The 15,341-nt window shown below is 43.7% G+C and carries 29 protein-coding genes; 1 reads left to right on the top strand and 28 read right to left on the bottom strand.

Annotation, left to right across the window (positions count from 1 at the left end; genetic code table 11):
• Window positions 1–60 precede the first annotated feature (60 nt).
• The gene (gene fbp, locus PVK70_RS14205; RefSeq protein ID WP_130048649.1) at window positions 61–1,071 is read left to right on the top strand and encodes a class 1 fructose-bisphosphatase; all 1,011 of its coding nucleotides are present in this window, start codon (window positions 61–63) and stop codon (window positions 1,069–1,071) included.
• 178 nt (window positions 1,072–1,249) lie between these two features.
• On the opposite strand, the gene rplQ is transcribed toward fbp, so the two are convergent.
• The 28 genes from rplQ to rpsJ all read right to left on the bottom strand — a co-directional run bounded on the left by rplQ (window position 1,250) and on the right by rpsJ (window position 14,910).
• Window positions 1,250–1,630, bottom strand: coding sequence for a 50S ribosomal protein L17 (gene rplQ, locus PVK70_RS14200; protein WP_130045892.1), 381 nt, complete (start codon window positions 1,628–1,630; stop codon window positions 1,250–1,252).
• A 36-nt stretch (window positions 1,631–1,666) separates the two neighbouring features.
• Window positions 1,667–2,656, bottom strand: coding sequence for a DNA-directed RNA polymerase subunit alpha (locus PVK70_RS14195; RefSeq protein WP_130045891.1), 990 nt, complete (start codon window positions 2,654–2,656; stop codon window positions 1,667–1,669).
• A 23-nt stretch (window positions 2,657–2,679) separates the two neighbouring features.
• Complete coding sequence (gene rpsD / locus PVK70_RS14190; RefSeq protein ID WP_045103035.1) at window positions 2,680–3,300, bottom strand: 30S ribosomal protein S4; 621 nt, start codon at window positions 3,298–3,300, stop codon at window positions 2,680–2,682.
• A 31-nt stretch (window positions 3,301–3,331) separates the two neighbouring features.
• Window positions 3,332–3,721, bottom strand: a complete 390-nt coding sequence (rpsK, locus tag PVK70_RS14185; RefSeq protein WP_005303517.1) for a 30S ribosomal protein S11 — start codon at window positions 3,719–3,721, stop codon at window positions 3,332–3,334.
• Between the two features lie 21 nt (window positions 3,722–3,742).
• Complete coding sequence (rpsM, locus tag PVK70_RS14180; protein ID WP_130045890.1) at window positions 3,743–4,099, bottom strand: 30S ribosomal protein S13; 357 nt, start codon at window positions 4,097–4,099, stop codon at window positions 3,743–3,745.
• A gap of 149 nt (window positions 4,100–4,248) precedes the next feature.
• Window positions 4,249–4,362 carry a 50S ribosomal protein L36 gene (gene rpmJ, locus PVK70_RS14175; RefSeq protein WP_005417265.1) on the bottom strand — a complete coding sequence of 38 codons (114 nt, stop codon included), beginning with the start codon at window positions 4,360–4,362 and terminating at the stop codon, window positions 4,249–4,251.
• Between the two features lie 30 nt (window positions 4,363–4,392).
• A complete protein-coding gene (gene secY / locus PVK70_RS14170; protein ID WP_130048648.1) occupies window positions 4,393–5,724 on the bottom strand; it encodes a preprotein translocase subunit SecY in 1,332 nt (443 codons plus the stop codon).
• A 20-nt stretch (window positions 5,725–5,744) separates the two neighbouring features.
• A complete protein-coding gene (rplO, locus tag PVK70_RS14165) occupies window positions 5,745–6,179 on the bottom strand; it encodes a 50S ribosomal protein L15 (protein ID WP_130045888.1) in 435 nt (144 codons plus the stop codon).
• 6 nt (window positions 6,180–6,185) lie between these two features.
• Window positions 6,186–6,365 carry a 50S ribosomal protein L30 gene (gene rpmD / locus PVK70_RS14160; RefSeq protein WP_130045887.1) on the bottom strand — a complete coding sequence of 60 codons (180 nt, stop codon included), beginning with the start codon at window positions 6,363–6,365 and terminating at the stop codon, window positions 6,186–6,188.
• A gap of 5 nt (window positions 6,366–6,370) precedes the next feature.
• Window positions 6,371–6,871 (bottom strand): 30S ribosomal protein S5, encoded by a 501-nt coding sequence (gene rpsE, locus PVK70_RS14155; RefSeq protein ID WP_045103039.1) that lies wholly within the window; start codon window positions 6,869–6,871, stop codon window positions 6,371–6,373.
• A gap of 14 nt (window positions 6,872–6,885) precedes the next feature.
• Window positions 6,886–7,239, bottom strand: coding sequence for a 50S ribosomal protein L18 (rplR, locus tag PVK70_RS14150; protein ID WP_130045886.1), 354 nt, complete (start codon window positions 7,237–7,239; stop codon window positions 6,886–6,888).
• 9 nt (window positions 7,240–7,248) lie between these two features.
• Window positions 7,249–7,782, bottom strand: coding sequence for a 50S ribosomal protein L6 (rplF, locus tag PVK70_RS14145; RefSeq protein WP_130048647.1), 534 nt, complete (start codon window positions 7,780–7,782; stop codon window positions 7,249–7,251).
• 12 nt (window positions 7,783–7,794) lie between these two features.
• Window positions 7,795–8,187, bottom strand: a complete 393-nt coding sequence (gene rpsH / locus PVK70_RS14140) for a 30S ribosomal protein S8 (protein WP_130045884.1) — start codon at window positions 8,185–8,187, stop codon at window positions 7,795–7,797.
• 29 nt (window positions 8,188–8,216) lie between these two features.
• On the bottom strand, window positions 8,217–8,522 hold the full coding sequence (gene rpsN / locus PVK70_RS14135; protein ID WP_130045883.1) for a 30S ribosomal protein S14: 306 nt from the start codon (window positions 8,520–8,522) through the stop codon (window positions 8,217–8,219).
• Window positions 8,523–8,539: 17 nt separating this feature from the next.
• Window positions 8,540–9,079, bottom strand: a complete 540-nt coding sequence (gene rplE, locus PVK70_RS14130; RefSeq protein WP_130045882.1) for a 50S ribosomal protein L5 — start codon at window positions 9,077–9,079, stop codon at window positions 8,540–8,542.
• Between the two features lie 27 nt (window positions 9,080–9,106).
• Window positions 9,107–9,424 carry a 50S ribosomal protein L24 gene (gene rplX / locus PVK70_RS14125; protein ID WP_130045881.1) on the bottom strand — a complete coding sequence of 106 codons (318 nt, stop codon included), beginning with the start codon at window positions 9,422–9,424 and terminating at the stop codon, window positions 9,107–9,109.
• Window positions 9,425–9,435: 11 nt separating this feature from the next.
• A complete protein-coding gene (gene rplN, locus PVK70_RS14120; protein WP_005417241.1) occupies window positions 9,436–9,807 on the bottom strand; it encodes a 50S ribosomal protein L14 in 372 nt (123 codons plus the stop codon).
• A gap of 164 nt (window positions 9,808–9,971) precedes the next feature.
• Complete coding sequence (gene rpsQ / locus PVK70_RS14115; RefSeq protein ID WP_130048646.1) at window positions 9,972–10,226, bottom strand: 30S ribosomal protein S17; 255 nt, start codon at window positions 10,224–10,226, stop codon at window positions 9,972–9,974.
• Window positions 10,226–10,417: a 50S ribosomal protein L29 gene (gene rpmC, locus PVK70_RS14110; RefSeq protein ID WP_005417238.1), complete on the bottom strand. Its 192-nt coding sequence runs from the start codon at window positions 10,415–10,417 to the stop codon at window positions 10,226–10,228. Before rpmC ends, rpsQ begins: the two co-directional genes overlap by 1 nt.
• A complete protein-coding gene (rplP, locus tag PVK70_RS14105; protein ID WP_005417237.1) occupies window positions 10,417–10,827 on the bottom strand; it encodes a 50S ribosomal protein L16 in 411 nt (136 codons plus the stop codon). The genes rpmC and rplP overlap by 1 nt, the downstream gene beginning before the upstream one ends.
• 11 nt (window positions 10,828–10,838) lie before the next feature.
• The gene (rpsC, locus tag PVK70_RS14100; RefSeq protein ID WP_045103049.1) at window positions 10,839–11,537 is read right to left on the bottom strand and encodes a 30S ribosomal protein S3; all 699 of its coding nucleotides are present in this window, start codon (window positions 11,535–11,537) and stop codon (window positions 10,839–10,841) included.
• 19 nt (window positions 11,538–11,556) lie between these two features.
• Entirely contained in the window at window positions 11,557–11,889 is a 333-nt protein-coding gene (rplV, locus tag PVK70_RS14095) for a 50S ribosomal protein L22 (RefSeq protein WP_045103050.1), read from the bottom strand.
• Window positions 11,890–11,899: 10 nt separating this feature from the next.
• Window positions 11,900–12,178, bottom strand: a complete 279-nt coding sequence (rpsS, locus tag PVK70_RS14090; RefSeq protein ID WP_012549154.1) for a 30S ribosomal protein S19 — start codon at window positions 12,176–12,178, stop codon at window positions 11,900–11,902.
• Window positions 12,179–12,197: 19 nt separating this feature from the next.
• Window positions 12,198–13,022, bottom strand: coding sequence for a 50S ribosomal protein L2 (gene rplB, locus PVK70_RS14085; protein ID WP_012549153.1), 825 nt, complete (start codon window positions 13,020–13,022; stop codon window positions 12,198–12,200).
• Between the two features lie 15 nt (window positions 13,023–13,037).
• On the bottom strand, window positions 13,038–13,340 hold the full coding sequence (gene rplW, locus PVK70_RS14080) for a 50S ribosomal protein L23 (protein WP_130045879.1): 303 nt from the start codon (window positions 13,338–13,340) through the stop codon (window positions 13,038–13,040).
• Entirely contained in the window at window positions 13,337–13,939 is a 603-nt protein-coding gene (gene rplD / locus PVK70_RS14075) for a 50S ribosomal protein L4 (RefSeq protein ID WP_130048645.1), read from the bottom strand. The genes rplW and rplD overlap by 4 nt, the downstream gene beginning before the upstream one ends.
• 17 nt (window positions 13,940–13,956) lie before the next feature.
• The gene (gene rplC, locus PVK70_RS14070; protein ID WP_060993968.1) at window positions 13,957–14,586 is read right to left on the bottom strand and encodes a 50S ribosomal protein L3; all 630 of its coding nucleotides are present in this window, start codon (window positions 14,584–14,586) and stop codon (window positions 13,957–13,959) included.
• A gap of 12 nt (window positions 14,587–14,598) precedes the next feature.
• Window positions 14,599–14,910 (bottom strand): 30S ribosomal protein S10, encoded by a 312-nt coding sequence (rpsJ, locus tag PVK70_RS14065; protein ID WP_005417222.1) that lies wholly within the window; start codon window positions 14,908–14,910, stop codon window positions 14,599–14,601.
• Between the last annotated feature and the right edge of the window lie 431 nt (window positions 14,911–15,341).

Genomic DNA, 15,341 nt, shown 5'->3' with positions numbered 1-15,341 from the left:
AATCAGTACCTAACCCTACTTAGCATTGATATCTAATAACAGAGAATTAAAGGAATAACTATGTCTGAAATAAGAACCCTCGGTGAATTCATTGTTGCCAAGCAACATGACTTCCCTCATGCAAGTGGAGAACTCTCTTCCCTTATTGGTTCAATTAAATTGGCTGCTAAAATTGTAAACCGTGAGATAAATAAGGCGGGACTGGTTGATATCACTGGCGCTTCTGGTGAAGAAAATATTCAAGGTGAACAGCAGCAAAAACTCGATCTTTACGCTAATGATAAATTCAAGGCAGCATTAGAAAATCGAGGGCAAGTCTGTGGTGTAGCTAGTGAAGAAGAAGATGAAGCCGTTGCCTTTAATAAAGCATTAAATAAAGACGCTAAATACGTGGTATTGATGGATCCACTAGATGGGTCATCAAATATTGATGTTAACGTATCTGTAGGAACTATTTTCTCTATTTATCGTCGTATTTCACCAATTGGTACACCTCCTACAGAAGAAGATTTCCTACAACCAGGAAACCAACAAGTTGCTGCAGGCTATATTATTTATGGTTCATCAACCATGTTGGTCTATAGCACAGGAAATGGCGTTCATGGTTTTACCTATGACCCATCACTTGGTGTCTTCTGTTTATCTCATGAAGATATGAAGATCCCTAAAGATGGTAATATTTATTCTATCAACGAAGGAAATTACATCCGTTTTCCTGAAGGGATTAAACAATACTTAAAATACTGCCAAGAAATGAAGCCTGAAGATAATCGACCATATACATCTCGTTATATTGGTTCTTTAGTTGCTGACTTCCATAGAAATTTATTAAAAGGCGGCATTTATCTTTACCCAAGCACTCAAGCTTACCCAAATGGAAAGCTACGACTACTCTATGAATGCAACCCTATGGCAATGTTGATTGAAGAGGCAGGAGGTAAAGCGACAGATGGTGAACAACGTATTCTAGATATCAAACCAACAGAATTACATCAACGTGTACCTTTCTTCGTTGGCTCAAGCAATATGGTAGATAAGGTTCAAGATTTTCTTGATGAATGGCAAGAATAATCAAATACTTATGTAGATTGGTATTACTCTTAAGTGATTTTACTACGTAATAAATAGACGACCTAATTAGTTACATTGGTATTAAATCGGAATAACTGAGAATATAACCGAAATACAATAGTACAGAAACAAAAAAACCGAGTCCTAGGACTCGGTTTTTTCTTGAAACTACTTCTGATTACTCAGCTGCAGCTTCTACTTCTGGGCGATCTACAAGCTCAATGTAAGCCATTGGCGCTTTATCACCTGCACGGAAACCGCACTTCAGAATACGAGTGTAACCACCAGCACGTTGTGCAAAGCGTGGACCTAACTCGGTAAATAGTTTTGCTACAACTTCGTTATCACGAGTGCGAGCAAATGCAAGACGACGGTTAGCAACACTGTCAATCTTAGCTAATGTAATCAAAGGCTCAACTACACGGCGAAGCTCTTTTGCTTTTGGTACAGTCGTCTTGATAATCTCGTGACGAACCAAAGAGCAAGCCATATTGCTAAACATAGCTTTACGGTGGCTGCTGTTGCGGTTGAGTTGACGACCACTCTTACGATGGCGCATGACCTAATCCTTCTAACTAGATAATTAGTGAACTGATTAATCTTCAGCGATAGACGCTGGTGGCCAGTTCTCTAGGCGCATGCCTAAAGAAAGACCACGTGAAGCTAGAACATCTTTAATTTCAGTTAAAGACTTCTTACCAAGGTTTGGCGTTTTAAGTAGCTCAACCTCAGTGCGCTGCACCAGATCACCAATGTAGTGAATCGCTTCTGCTTTCAAACAGTTAGCAGAGCGAACCGTTAGTTCAAGATCGTCTACAGGACGCAGTAGGATCGGATCGAACTCTGGCTTTTCTTCTTTCTCTTCAGGAACTCGTACATCACGAAGATCTACAAATGCATCCAGTTGCTCAGCTAAAATTGTAGCTGCACGACGGATAGCTTCCTCAGGATCAAGCGTACCATTTGTTTCCATATCGATAACAAGCTTGTCTAAGTCAGTACGTTGCTCAACACGTGCCGCTTCAACCGAGTAAGAAATTTTATCTACTGGGCTGTAAGTTGCATCGATAAGCAGACGACCAATTGGACGCTCATCTTCTTCAGTATGGATACGCGCTGTTGACGGTACATAGCCGCGACCACGCTCTACCTTGATTCTCATGCTGATTTCAGCATTGTCATCAGTTAAGTGGCAGATTACATGCTCTGGGTTCGCAATCTCAACATCACCATCATGGGTGATGTCACCTGCAACAACAGGGCCTGCACCAGACTTGTTAAGAGTAATGATAACTTCATCTTTACCCTCAACCTTAACGGCAAGGCCTTTAAGGTTTAGAAGGATTTCAAGGATATCTTCCTGAACACCTTCTTTGGTGCTGTACTCATGTAATACGCCTTCGATTTCTACTTCAGTTACGGCACAACCCGGCATTGAAGATAGTAAAATACGACGTAGAGCGTTACCTAGAGTGTGGCCGAAACCACGCTCTAACGGCTCAAGAGTTACTTTTGCGTGAGTCATGCTAACTTGTTCAATGTCAACAAGACGCGGCTTTAGAAATTCTGTTACAGAACCCTGCATTGTGTCCTCTCTTTATTTAAGCCTTACTTAGAGTAAAGCTCGACGATCAAGTGTTCGTTGATGTCGGCAGACAAATCAGAACGTTCAGGAAGACGCTTAAACGTACCTTCCATTTTGCCAGCATCTACTTCAATCCAAGTTGGTTTTTCGCGTTGTTCAGCAACTTCTAGAGCAGCTTTAATACGTGATTGCTGTTTAGCTTTTTCACGAATAGAAACAACATCGTTCGCCGCAACTTTGAAAGAAGGAACGTTAACTACTTTACCATTAACTAGAATAGACTTATGGCTAACTAGTTGACGAGATTCAGCACGTGTAGCGCCAAAACCCATACGGTAAACTACGTTATCTAGACGACCTTCAAGAAGTTGAAGTAGGTTTTCACCTGTGTTGCCTTTAATACGAGCAGCATCTTTGTAGTAGTTACGGAATTGTTTTTCTAAAACGCCGTACATACGACGAACTTTTTGCTTCTCACGAAGCTGAACGCCGTACTCAGATAGACGACCGCGACGAGCGCCGTGTACACCTGGAGCGTTATCAATTTTACACTTGGTATCGATCGCACGTACACCAGATTTAAGGAATAAATCTGTGCCTTCGCGACGGCTAAGCTTCAGCTTAGGACCCAAATATCTTGCCATGTTCTTTCTCCAATATTCCTAGAAACGAAACTTAAACGCGACGTTTCTTAGGTGGACGACAACCGTTATGAGGGATCGGAGTAGCATCAACAATATTTGTGATGCGGTATCCAGCAGCGTTTAATGCACGGATAGTTGACTCACGACCAGGACCAGGGCCCTTAACCATAACTTCAAGGTTCTTAACGCCATATTCTTTGGCCATTTCACCACAACGCTCAGCAGCAACTTGTGCAGCGAACGGCGTAGATTTACGAGAACCACGGAAACCAGAACCACCTGCAGTAGCCCAAGCTAGTGCGTTACCTTGACGGTCAGTAATGGTTACGATTGTGTTGTTGAAAGAAGCATGGATGTGCGCTACGCCATCCGCTACTTGCTTGCGAACGCGCTTACGAGCGCGAGTAGGTTGTTTTGCCATTGTACTCTCTACCTTATCCGATTATTTTTTGATCGGCTTGCGCGGACCTTTACGGGTACGTGCGTTGGTTTTAGTACGCTGTCCACGTAACGGTAGACTGCGACGGTGACGAAGACCACGATAACAACCAAGGTCCATTAGACGCTTGATGTTCATCGATACTTCACGACGTAGATCGCCTTCTACAGTGTATTTGGCAACACCATCACGCAGAATATCAATCTGCTCATCATTCAGTTCACTGATCTTAACATTTTCAGCAATACCCACTTCAGCTAAAATAGCTTGAGAGCGAGTCTTACCGATTCCGTAGATCGCTGTTAAAGCGATTACTGCATGTTTATGATCAGGAATGTTAATGCCTGCTATACGGGCCACTATTCACTCCTAGTACTTTTTCTTAAGAAGAGCCGCAACAAAGCCCGTTGAGGATACGTTGCGACTATAACTACTTCTTTTGCACACAAAAGGTAGGCCGAGAATAATACTCGGCCTAACTTAATATATCAAGTAAAAATTTCTGCTAATTAACCTTGGCGTTGCTTATGCTTTGGTTCAACGCAAATTACACGCACAACACCGTTGCGCTTAATAACTTTACAGTTGCGGCAGATTTTTTTAACGGAAGCACGAACTTTCATTGCTAAACTCCGTAAAATTGGAATCTGAAATTAACGGCCGTAGCCTTTCAGATTGGCCTTCTTCAACACGGACTCATACTGTTGAGACATCAGATGAGTCTGAACCTGTGCCATAAAGTCCATGATAACAACAACTACGATTAGTAGGGAAGTACCGCCAAAATAGAAGCGTACGTTCCAAGCGATCATCATAAACTCGGGAATCAGACAGATAAAGGTGATATACATCGCACCAGCTAAGGTTAGACGAGTCATTACTTTATCAATATATTTCGTAGTCTGTTCACCTGGGCGGATTCCGGGTACGAATGCACCAGACTTCTTCAAGTTATCTGCTGTTTCACGCGGGTTAAACACCAACGCTGTATAGAAGAAACAGAAGAAGATAATTGCTGCTGCATAAAGCATTACATATAACGGCTGACCAGGGCTTAACGCCATGGAAACATCAGTTAACCAACCGAATGTTCCTTCACCATTACCACCAAACCACTGAGCCAATGTCCCAGGGAATAGTATAATACTTGATGCAAAAATTGCAGGAATCACACCAGCCATATTTATTTTTAATGGAAGGTGAGTACTTTGAGCTGCAAATACCTTACGGCCTTGCTGACGCTTCGCATAGTTAACGACGATACGACGTTGACCACGCTCCATGAACACTACAAAGTAGATAACTGCAAATGATAAAACTGCAATTAGTAATAGAAGAAGCACGTGCAGTTCACCTTGACGCGCCTGCTGAATCGTTTCTCCGATAGCCGGTGGTAAACCAGCAACGATACCTGTGAAAATAATCAAAGATATACCGTTACCAATGCCACGCTCAGTAATTTGTTCACCTAACCACATTAAGAACATGGTACCAGTTACTAAACTTACTGTAGCTGTCAGATAGAACATCATGTCAGGGTTAGCAACTAACCCTGGAATCATGCTTGGTAGACCGGTTGCAATACCAATTGCTTGGAATGTAGCCAGCACCAAGGTGCCATAACGTGTGTACTGGTTAATCTTACGACGACCAGACTCACCTTCTTTTTTCAACTCTGCTAGAGGTGGATGAACAACTGTTAACAGCTGAACAACGATAGATGCCGAAATATACGGCATAATACCTAAAGCAAGAATTGAGGCACGAGACAGTGCACCACCAGAAAACATGTTAAACAGTTCAATGATGGTACCCTGTTGCTGTTCAAAAAGATCAGCAAGGACAGCAGCGTCAATCCCAGGAATTGGCACAAATGAGCCAGCTCGGAACACTAAAAGCGCACCTATAACAAATAACAGACGCGATTTCAGTTCAGCTAGGCCGTTCTGTGCACTACTTACTTCTTTTCCTGGTTTCTTTGCCATTGTACCTCATCCTTCGAGGATTATTCCTCGATCTTACCGCCTGCAGCTTCAATCGCAGCTTTAGCGCCTTTCGTTACGCGTAGACCTTTAACAGTTACAGCAGTAGCGATTTCACCAGAAAGTACAACTTTCGCGAACACAATGTTCTTAGTGATTACGTTAGCAGCTTTAAGGCTGTTTAGATCGATAACGTTACCTTCAACTTTAGCAAGTTCGCTTAGACGAACTTCTGCAGTTACTAGGCTCTTACGTGAAGTAAAGCCAAATTTAGGTAAACGTTGTTTCAGAGGCATTTGACCGCCTTCAAAACCAACGCGAACTTTACCGCCAGAACGTGATTTTTGGCCTTTGTGACCACGGCCACCAGTTTTACCTAGGCCAGAACCGATACCACGACCTACACGCTTCTTAGAAGGTTTAGAGCCAGCAGCCGGTGATAGAGTATTCAAACGCATTTCTGATTACTCCTCAATCTTAACCATGTAGTAAACTTTGTTGATCATACCGCGGTTACACGGAGTATCTTCAATTTCTACTGTATGGTTGATGCGACGAAGACCTAGACCTTTAAGGCACAAAATGTGCTTAGGTAGGCGACCGATAGAGCTTTTAGTCTGAGTTACTTTGATAGTTTTAGACATGGTACTTACTCCGAAATAGATTCAACAGTTAGACCACGCTTAGCAGCTACCATCTCAGGTGACTTAACGCTACTTAAACCAGCAATCGTTGCGCGAACAACGTTGATTGGGTTAGTAGAGCCGTAAGCTTTTGCTAGAACGTTGCGGACACCCACAACCTCTAGTACTGCACGCATAGCACCACCTGCGATGATACCTGTACCTTCTGAAGCAGGTTGCATGTACACTTTTGAACCAGTGTGGCGACCTTTAACAGAATGGTGAAGAGTACCTTCGTTAAGTGCAATCGTAAACATGTTACGACGTGCTTTTTCCATTGATTTTTGAATCGCTGCAGGTACTTCACGAGCTTTGCCGTAACCGAAACCTACACGACCATTACCGTCACCAACAACTGTTAGTGCAGTAAAGCTAAAGATTCGACCACCTTTAACCGTTTTAGAAACACGGTTAACAGCAATTAGCTTTTCGTTCAAATCTGTAGCTTGTTGTTGTTCTTTAGCCATCTTCCAACCCTACCTTAGAATTTCAGACCAGCTTCGCGAGCAGAATCTGCTAGCGCCGCTACTCGGCCGTGGTATTGGAAACCAGAACGATCGAAAGCAACATTAGTAATGCCTTTTTCGATAGCGCGCTCTGCAATTAATTTACCAATTGCTTGAGCTGCAGCTTTGTTGCTAGTGTTTCCAACTTGCTCACGGATTGCCTTTTCTACAGTAGAAGCGGCAGCGATAACCTCTGAGCCGTTTGGTGCGATTACCTGAGCGTACGTATGACGCGGAGTACGGTGTACTACAAGGCGAGTTGCACACAGTTCAGCAATCTTACGACGTGCACGTGTAGCACGACGGATGCGAGATGCTTTCTTATCCATAGTGATACCCTACTTCTTCTTAGCTTCTTTAGTACGCACGATTTCATCGGCGTAACGAACACCTTTGCCTTTGTAAGGCTCAGGCTGACGGTATGAACGAATATCCGCAGCAACTTGACCAACTACTTGCTTATCGCAACCAGTTAAAACGATCTCAGTTTGAGTTGGACACTCAGCTTTAATACCTTCTGGTAGAGCGTGCTCTACTGGGTGTGAGAAGCCAAGAGTTAGAGCTACAGAGTTGCCTTTCATAGCAGCACGGTAACCTACACCTTTAAGAGTTAGCTTCTTAGTAAAGCCTTCATTAACGCCGATAACCATGTTGTTAACTAGTGCACGAGCTGTACCAGCTTGTGCCCAAGCATTAGCCACGCCTTCGCGAGGACCAAATACAACAGTGTTATCTTCTTGTGAAACAACTACAGCACTGTTAAGTACGCGAGTTAGTTCACCTTTACCACCTTTAATAGTGATTTCCTGGCCGTTCAGTTTAACTTCTACGCCAGCAGGAATTACTACAGGTGCTTTAGCAACACGAGACATATCCTACTCCTATTAAGCTACGTAGCAGATAATTTCGCCACCAAGACCAGCTTTACGCGCAGCGCGATCAGACATTAGGCCTTTTGATGTAGAAACAACAGCAATACCAAGACCACCCATAACAGATGGTAACGCGTCGTTCTTCTTGTATACACGAAGACCTGGACGAGAAACTCGTTGGATTTGCTCGATAACTGGTTTAGCTTGGAAATACTTAAGAGTGATTTCTAGCTCAGGTTTGATTTCGCCTTCAACAGCGAAGTCAGCGATGTAGCCTTCAGCTTTAAGTAGTGCAGCAATTGCAACTTTAAGCTTTGAAGAAGGCATTTTAACAGCAACTTTATTTGCTGATTGACCGTTGCGAACGCGGGTCAGCATATCCGAAATCGGATCTTGCATGCTCATATGATTTACTCCAAATGATTAAGTGGCAATTACCAGCTAGCCTTACGAAGACCCGGAATCTCGCCTTTCATGCAAGCTTCACGAACCTTAATACGGCTTAAACCGAACTTACGTAGGTAACCGTGTGGACGACCAGTTTGGTTGCAACGATTACGCTGACGAGATGCACTTGAATCACGAGGTAGAGCTTGCAATTTAAGAACTGCATCCCAACGCTCTTCTTCAGAAGCATTTACATCGCTAATTAGAACTTTTAGCGCCGAACGCTTTTCAGCGAACTTAGCTACAAGTTTTGCACGTTTAGCTTCACGTGCTTTCATAGATTGTTTAGCCATAACAGTAACCCTTCACCTTACTTACGGAATGGGAAGTTAAAGGCAGCCAGCAGAGCTCGGCCTTCCGCATCTGTATTCGCAGACGTCGTGATAGTAATATCAAGACCGCGTACACGATCAACTTTATCATAGTCGATCTCAGGGAAGATGATTTGCTCGCGAACGCCCATGCTGTAGTTACCGCGACCGTCAAAAGACTTCGCGCTAACACCACGGAAATCACGTACTCGTGGAAGTGCAATAGAGATTAAACGCTCTAAGAATTCCCACATACGTTCGCCACGTAGGGTTACTTTACAACCGATTGGGTAGCCTTCACGGATTTTAAAACCAGCAACAGATTTACGCGCTTTAGTAATCAATGGTTTTTGACCAGAGATAATTGCCATATCGGCAGCAGCGTTTTCTAGAAGCTTTTTATCATTGATTGCTTCACCAACACCCATGTTTAGGGTGATTTTTTCAACCCTAGGGACTTGCATGACGCTTGAGTAGCTGAACTCTTTGGTAAGCTCAGCGACTACAGACGACTTGTAGTAATCATGCAGTTTCGCCATAGTAGAACTCCAAATTGCTTCTATCTATTAGTTAGAAATGGTTTCGCCGTTTGATTTGAAGAAACGCACTTTTTTGCCTTCTTCAAAACGGAAACCGATACGGTCCGCTTTACCAGTAGCTTCGTTGTAGATTGCGATGTTAGAAGCATCAATTGCTGCTTCTTTCTCAACAATACCACCTTGCTGACCAAGAGCCGGTACAGGCTTCTGGTGCTTTTTAACAAGGTTGATACCTTCAACGATAACTTTACCAGTTTCAAGAACCTTAGTTACTTTACCTTTCTTGCCTTTATCTTTACCGACAAGAACGATTACTTCGTCATTACGACGGATTTTAGCTGCCATCTTACCGCTCCTTACAGAACTTCTGGTGCTAGTGAAACAATTTTCATGAATTTCGCATTACGAAGTTCACGAGTCACTGGACCAAAGATACGTGTACCGACTGGTTGCTCAGTAGTGTCATTCAACAATACGCAAGCATTACGGTCGAAGCGAATGATAGAACCGTCTGGGCGACGAACGCCTTTACGAGTGCGCACTACTACCGCCTTCAGAACATCACCTTTCTTAACTTTACCGCGAGGAATTGCTTCCTTAACAGTAACTTTAATGATGTCTCCGATATGTGCATAACGGCGGTGAGAGCCACCCAGAACCTTAATACACATTACCTTGCGCGCACCAGAGTTATCTGCAGCGTCAAGTGTACTTTGCATTTGGATCATTGTTAGTGCTCCGCTAAATATTTAAAACTAGACCCATCACGGGTCGGGCTGCCTCTTTAAAAGGGATGGGGATTATATCACCATATTTTAAATAAAGGTAGTCTAAAAATAAACGGCTCCAAAAAAAGTTCGGAGCCGCTTAGAATCGCTATAGAATCAACAAATTAAGCTTTTGCTTTTTCTACAATGTTTACCAAAGTCCAAGATTTAGTCTTAGACAGTGGGCGACATTCACGAATCTCAACAGTATCGCCTAGGCCACACTCGTTGTTTTCATCATGTGCGTGAAGCTTAGTCGTGCGCTTGATGTATTTACCGTAGATCGGGTGTTTCACCATGCGTTCAATAGCAACAACAATAGACTTGTCCATTTTGTCGCTAACTACACGACCTTGCATAGTACGAATTTTCTCGCTCATTATGCGCCAGCCTTCTCATTCAGTAAAGTTTTAACACGTGCGATATCACGACGTACAGCTTTCAGAGTATGAGTTTGCTGTAGTTGACCAGTCGCAGCTTGCATGCGCAAGTTAAACTGTTCACGTAGCAAATTCAGAAGCTCTTCATTAAGCTCTTCAACGTTTTTCTCGCGTAGATCTTGTGCTTTCATCACATCACCTGCTTAGTTACAAAAGTAGTTTTGATAGGCAGTTTACGTGCCGCTAGGCGGAACGCTTCACGTGCCAACTCTTCAGGTACGCCGTTCATTTCGTACATAACCTTTCCAGGTTGGATTTGGGCTACCCAGTACTCAACGTTACCTTTACCCTTACCTTGACGAACTTCAAGCGGTTTTTCTGTGATAGGTTTGTCTGGGAACACACGGATCCAGATTTGACCTTGACGCTTAATGTGACGCGTCATAGCACGACGAGCCGCTTCAATCTGACGAGCAGTTAGACGACCACGGCCTACAGCTTTAAGACCGAAGTCGCCGAAGCTTACTTCAGTGCCTTTAGCAAGACCACGGTTACGACCAGTCATAACCTTACGGAACTTAGTACGTTTTGGTTGTAGCATCAGTCAGCTCCTTACTTACGGCTTCTACGCTGCTTCTTAGGCTTGTCAGCCTTAGGCTCTACTGCATTAGCAGCTGGCATACCGCCTAGAACTTCACCTTTGAAGATCCAAACTTTAACGCCGATCACACCGTATTGAGTGTGAGCCGAAGAAGTTGCGTAATCAATGTCAGCACGTAGAGTATGTAGAGGTACACGACCTTCACGATACCACTCAGAACGTGCGATTTCAGCACCGCCTAGACGGCCACCTACTTGTACTTTGATGCCTTTAGCGCCTAGACGCATTGCATTTTGTACCGCACGCTTCATAGCACGACGGAACATAACACGACGTTCTAGTTGAGAAGCAATGCTGTCAGCTACAAGTTGAGCGTCTAGCTCAGGCTTGCGAACTTCTGCAATGTTGATTTGCGCTGGAACACCTGCGATTTTTGCTACGCCTGCGCGTAGTTTCTCTACGTCTTCACCTTTCTTACCGATAACAACGCCTGGACGAGCAGTGTGAATAGTCACACGGATGCTCTTAGCAGGACGCTCGATAACGATGCGTGATAGAGATGCTTTTTTCAGTTCTTTAGTAAGATACTGACGTACCTTGAAGTCGCCGTCTAGGTTGTCAGCGAACTCTTGGCTACTAGCAAACCATGTAGCATTCCAAGGCTTAACGATGCCAAGACGAATACCATTAGGATGTACTTTTTGACCCATTTGCTTAATCTCCTAGTCTTTAACGATCAGCTACAACGATAGTGATGTGGCTTGAACGCTTCAAGATGCGATCTGCACGACCTTTAGCACGAGGCATAATACGCTTCATGATAGGGCCTTCGTCTACGAAGATTTTAGCGACATTTAGATCGTCGATATCTGCACCTTCGTTGTGTTCAGCGTTTGCGATAGCAGACTCAACAACTTTCTTAATTAATACTGCAGCTTTTTTGTTGCTGAAAGTAAGAATTTCAAGAGCTTGGTCTACTGATTTCCCACGAATTTGGTCCGCAACTAAGCGAGCCTTTTGTGGAGAAATGCTGGCAAAACGATGTTTAGCAATAGCTTCCATATTCTACCTCCTAACGCTTTTTAGCTTTCTTATCTGCAGCATGGCCACGATAAGTACGAGTAGGTGCAAATTCGCCCAGCTTGTGACCAATCATGTCTTCTGTAACGAAAACTGGTACATGCTGGCGACCATTATGGACAGCGATGGTCAAGTTGATCATAGTTGGAATGATCATTGAACGACGGGACCAAGTCTTAATAGGCTTTTTGTCTCCGCTTTCCACCGCTTTCTCTACCTTCTTCAGCAAGTGTAGGTCAATAAAAGGACCTTTCTTGAGAGAACGTGGCATGGCGATTCCTCTTTATAGATTATTTGTTACGACGACGTACAATGTACTTGTCAGTAGATTTATTCTTACGAGTCTTGAAGCCCTTAGTTGGCATACCCCAAGGTGATACTGGGTGACGACCGCCTGATGTACGACCTTCACCACCACCGTGTGGGTGATCCACTGGGTTCATTGCAACACCACGTACCGTTGGACGAACACCGCGCCAGCGTGTAGCACCGGCTTTGCCTAGCTCACGTAGCATGTGTTCAGAGTTACCAACTTCACCGATAGTCGCACGACCTTCAGAAAGAACTTTACGCATCTCACCAGAGCGTAGACGTAATGTCACATAAGCGCCATCACGAGCAATGATTTGTGCGTATGCACCAGCAGAACGTGCAACTTGCGCGCCCTTACCAGGTTTTAATTCAACACAGTGAACAGTAGAACCTACTGGGATGTTGCGCAATGGTAAGCAGTTACCTGCTTTGATTGGCGCATCAACACCTGATTGTACTGTATCGCCGGCTTTAAGACCTTTTGGTGCGATAATGTAACGACGCTCACCGTCTGCGAACAGAACTAGTGCAATGTTTGCACTACGGTTTGGATCGTATTCTAAACGTTCAACGATAGCTGGGATGCCATCTTTAGTACGTTTAAAGTCAATTAGACGGTAGTGTTGCTTATGACCACCACCAACGTGACGTACTGTAATACGACCGTTATTGTTACGACCACCAGATTTAGAGTTTTTCTCTAAAAGAGGTGCGTATGGCTTACCCTTATGTAGGTCAGCGTTAACGATTTTTACAACGTGACGACGACCAGGGGAAGTCGGCTTACATTTAACAATAGCCATTTTTAACTACTCCTGTTATTCCGCGCCGCCAACGAAGTCTAGGTCTTGACCTTCTTTCAAGATTACGTACGCTTTTTTCACGTCTGAACGACGGCCTTGGCGTGCACCTTGACGTTTGGTCTTGCCCTTAGTGATAAGGGTATTTACAGACTTAACTTCAACTTCAAACAACTTTTCTACTGCTGCTTTAATCTCTTTTTTAGTTGCATTGATTGCTACTTTGAAAACAATAGTGTTATTGCCTTCAGCAGCCATCGTTGCTTTTTCAGAGATAATAGGACCACGTAGAACTTTTAGTAGACGCTCTTCACTGATCATGCCAGCATCTCCTCAACTTGCTTAACTGCAGCTGCAGTCATTAGAACCTTGTTGAATGCCACTAGGCTTACTGGATCAATACCAGCAACGTCACGTGCGTCAACTTTGTAAAGGTTACGAGCAGCTAAGAATAGATTCTCATCTACTTCGCCAGTTACGATAAGAACATCGTTAAGCTCAAGCTCTTTAAGCTTAGCAACTAGCTCTTTAGTTTTAGGTGCTTCAACTGAGAAGTTGTCTACAACGATCAGACGATCTTGACGAACTAACTCAGAAAGAATGCTCTTAAGAGCACCACGGTACATTTTTTTGTTTACTTTTTGGCTGTGATCTTGTGGTTTCGCAGCAAAAGTAACACCACCTGAACGCCAGATTGGGCTACGAATAGTACCCGCACGAGCTCGGCCTGTACCTTTTTGACGCCATGGCTTAGCGCCACCGCCAGATACTTCTGAACGTGTTTTTTGAGCGCGAGTACCTTGACGAGCACCTGCTGCATAAGCAACAACTACTTGGTGTACAAGAGCTTCGTTAAACTCACGTCCGAAAGTAGTTTCGGAAACAGTTAGTGCCGCAGCACCTTTAACCATTAGTTCCATTACATACTCCTAAGACGTTATGCTTTAACAGCTGGTTTAACGATCACGTTGCCACCTGTTGAGCCTGGTACTGCACCTTTAATAAGAAGCAGATTGCGCTCAGCGTCAACACGTACGATCTCTAGGTTTTGAGTCGTACAACGCTCAGCACCCATGTGACCTGCCATTTTTTTGCCTTTAAATACGCGACCTGGAGTTTGACATTGGCCAATTGAACCCGGAGCACGGTGAGACAAAGAGTTACCGTGAGTCATATCTTGAGTACGGAAGTTCCAACGCTTAACAGCGCCTTGGAAGCCCTTACCTTTAGATGTACCAGTAACGTCTACTTTTTTGATTTCGTTAAAGATTTCAACACTTAGCTCAGCGCCAACTGCGAATTCTTCACCGCTTTCTAAACGGAATTCCCAAAGACCGCGACCTGCTTCAACACCTGCTTTCGCAAAGTGACCAGCTTCAGGCTTAGATACGCGGTTAGCTTTCTTAGAACCACAAGTAACTTGAATTGCGTTGTAGCCATCTGTTTCTACAGTTTTCACTTGAGAAACACGGTTAACTTCAACTTCAACTACTGTTACTGGGATAGAAACGCCTTCTTCGGTAAAGATGCGGGTCATGCCCACTTTACGACCGACTAGACCAATCATAATAATCTCCCCTTAACCTAGGCTAATTTGAACATCAACGCCAGCAGCAAGGTCTAAACGCATTAGTGCGTCAACAGTTTTATCTGTTGGCTCAACAATGTCGATTAAACGCTTGTGAGTACGAATTTCGTACTGGTCACGTGCGTCTTTGTTAACGTGAGGAGAAGTAAGAACAGTAAAACGCTCTTTACGAGTAGGTAGTGGAATAGGACCACGAACCTGAGCGCCAGTGCGCTTAGCTGTTTCAACGATTTCCGCTGTAGACTGATCGATTAATTTGTAATCGAATGCTTTTAGGCGGATACGTATACGTTGGTTCTGCATGAGACAGAGCTCCAATAATAAATACACAAACAATATCGCCACTCAATCCCGTAAGAACGAGAGAATGTCGATTGATTTATGTGAAACCATAGGTCCAAAATTAGGACACATTGTCAGTTAACTTATATTAGAATTTACATCTAACGATCACTCATTAGAGTAATGTCTAATAATATTAACCGCGAACATAAGCTGAGTATTCATTCTAAGTACTCACCCTACTCTGTAGGAATCAGCACTTTCCTCGCTGCTCATTGGTTCACAACTGGCTTAACCAGTGCGATGCATTATACAGATCACACTTTTAGTTGCAAGCGTTGTTTGAAAAACAAACGAAAAAAATTATATTTTCTTACAAACAACAAAAAGGGAAGCCTAAGCTTCCCTTTTTTAGTCATGCGATTTATCGCAAAATCTTTAGCTATTAAGCG

The organism is Aliivibrio sp. A6 (genome assembly GCF_028765505.1).
GTDB classification, from domain to species: Bacteria; Pseudomonadota; Gammaproteobacteria; order Enterobacterales; family Vibrionaceae; genus Aliivibrio; species Aliivibrio finisterrensis_A.
The sequence above is the reverse complement of the archived record's forward strand: the minus strand, read 5'-3'. Positions and strand labels throughout refer to the sequence as shown.